This is a genomic window from Microcoleus sp. BROC3 (genome assembly GCF_036702515.1).
In the GTDB taxonomy this organism is placed as follows: Bacteria; Cyanobacteriota; Cyanobacteriia; order Cyanobacteriales; family Microcoleaceae; genus Microcoleus.
The window spans coordinates 1-1731 of record NZ_JAUBTQ010000163.1 but is presented as its reverse complement, the minus strand read 5'-3'; the positions used below and the strand labels follow the sequence as shown (position 1 = coordinate 1731).

Annotated in this window: 3 protein-coding genes; 2 read left to right on the top strand and 1 reads right to left on the bottom strand. The window is 43.5% G+C overall.

Annotated features, from left to right (window positions below; genetic code table 11):
• On the top strand, positions 1–202 hold a 202-nt coding region (locus QUB30_RS33505; protein ID WP_333342654.1), incomplete at its 5' end, for a hypothetical protein.
• Between the two features lie 46 nt (positions 203–248).
• Positions 249–821 (top strand): HU family DNA-binding protein, encoded by a 573-nt coding sequence (locus QUB30_RS33500; RefSeq protein ID WP_333342652.1) that lies wholly within the window; start codon positions 249–251, stop codon positions 819–821.
• Positions 822–891: 70 nt separating this feature from the next.
• Here the strand turns inward: QUB30_RS33500 and QUB30_RS33495 are convergent.
• On the bottom strand, positions 892–1731 hold an 840-nt coding region (locus tag QUB30_RS33495; protein WP_333342649.1), incomplete at its 5' end, for an ATP-dependent DNA ligase.

The following is a 1731-nucleotide window of genomic DNA, read 5'->3' as shown; positions in this document are numbered from 1 at the left end:
CCAAAGTAAAGTTGCGATCGGAGAAACTCGCGAGATGCGCTGTTACACCAACGGCAAATATATGGAGGAAAGTGGACAGATAATCACGAAAACAGTTCGGCTCTATAATCGAACGCTGAGTCAAGAACAGATCGATTACTTAGAAGGCAAGTTCCCAGCAGGACTTTATACCCCTGAAGATTTTGGTCTACCACCAAATTAATCATTTGATAGTGCATAATTAAAATATTCATTAGTTAGCATTAGTCATGTCTGCTTTAATCGACCACGTAAAAACTTCAACTGGATTTGCTGAAAGCACCGTTAGTGCAGTATGGGAATCCGCAGTCGCCTTCATGTCGCTCAATCTCCGCAATGGAGAAAAAGTACCATTGGAGGGCTTAGGGATTTTAAAAGCTACCGATCGAGCTGCACGTGAAGGGCGCAACCCACGAACTGGAGAACCTACTACTTTTAAGGCTTCTCGCAGACCTAAGATCACTTTCAGCAAATCCTTTTTGACTTTAGTTCAGCCAGATCCAAGCCAACCACAGCCCTCCGCTGCTGCTGAATCTACTGCTCAATCTGTCGCTGCTGTTGCTCCTGTTGCTCAAGCTGGAACAATTCAACCTCCTCCTATTCCTGCCGAACTGCTAGAGCAAAAGACCCAAAGTTTTTCTCAGCAAATCTGGCAAATCAAAGCCCCTGATGGCTCGTTCGTTGAAGTACCAACAAATGAGTTACTAGGTTGGGGAGTTACCGCTAACACCCCGGTTTACTCGCCAACTACTGGCTGGATATTAGCGGGGAAAGCTCCAGAGCTGGTTGGAGTCGTCAAATAGTTTTGAGTCAGACACAAAAAAGCTTGAGTAGATGTACACTACTCAAGCTTTTTTGTGGCTCTATTTTGGCTCAGACAAATGCCGAAAATATTGGATGCCGTAAAGAACCTGTAGCAGTAACGCCGAGATAAACGACTTCAACTGTTCTGCCTAAATAATCAGCTTGGTTAGCCCAGATTGTCGATCGCTCCAAGTCAGTAAATCCTGTTCCCACTTTACTATTGATGGTTCGACCGTCAATCATTCCCCGAATCAGTACGTTACCCAGAGACTTTAGATATTTGCCACTACCTTTGGTAAAGCCAATCACCGTAAAATTGTTCTTTACAAAGTTTTTGACTTTTAGGAGATTGTTCGATCGAACCCCGGCGTAGACAGAGTTCGGATTCCGCAGCATTATCCCTTCGTCTGAGAGTCCAGAGCTTTTTATCAACTCAGCTTCAGCTTGGATTACCAAAGCATTATTTTGAATCAGTTTTTGAGGGACGTAGCTAATTTTTCCCATTGCCGGGAAGATTTGCTTGAGTTGATCTACTTCATGAACTGTCTGCATCGTTGGGAATTGATTGAACCCGATCGCAAATATCCGAAACTGAACTCTCTGTTTATTTGCTACTACAGCTTCTACAGTTTTTCTGCTGCGGACAATTCCTGAGATTACATCAAAAGGAGTTTCAGGGATATATAACTCACCATCTATAAAAGACAGATTATTAGTCGATCGGATACTCTCACACATTTCCTCAATCTCAGTCAGTCCTGAATATCGAGTCAATCCCGATCGGCTTCTCAATCCACTGGTCATATTTTCATATAAGCACCGGACTCCATCGAGTTTAGGGCTGCTAAACCATTCTGTTACGCCATAGTTTTTTGTGGGGCTGTAAGTATTGGCTAATTGTGGCAACAT